Raw genomic sequence first — 499 nt, forward strand, 5'->3', positions numbered from 1 at the left:
ACGTCATCAGCACCAATTTCAGCTTGGGTGAGCAGGCCATCGCCTGGGTTGCCATCATCAACAATCAATACCGTTGGCGCATTTGGCGCGGTTTCATCAGCAACGGTTGCGGTGTCGCTACCTTGAGCCGAGGTGTTGTCAGCCTTATCGGTTTGGGTGGCGGTGACTGTGATGCTGTCGCCTTCAGCAGGCGCGGTTTCTGTCCAGCTGATCACGCCGTTGGCATAAGTGTAGTTACCAAAGGTGAAGCTGCCGTTGCCAGCATCAGTGAAGTCAGCGAAACTCAGCTGAATGTCCCCGCCACCGTTAATGGTAAGCGTGACATAGCCGCCAGCTTCAAAGTCAGTACCATCGATAGTGACTTGCAGCTGTACGTCATCAGCACCAATTTCAGCTTGGGTGAGCAGGCCATCGCCTGGGTTGCCATCATCAACAATCAATACCGTTGGCGCATTTGGCGCGGTTTCATCAGCAACGGTTGCGGTGTCGCTACCTTGAG

1 protein-coding gene is annotated in these 499 nt (G+C 54.3%); it reads right to left on the minus strand.

The features are described 5' to 3' along the window. On the minus strand, positions 1-499 hold a 499-nt coding region (locus K5Q58_RS20850), incomplete at both ends, for a hypothetical protein (protein ID WP_220755747.1).

The sequence above is a fragment of the Shewanella sp. KT0246 genome (genome assembly GCF_019654955.1).
Taxonomy (GTDB): Bacteria; Pseudomonadota; Gammaproteobacteria; order Enterobacterales; family Shewanellaceae; genus Shewanella; species Shewanella goraebulensis.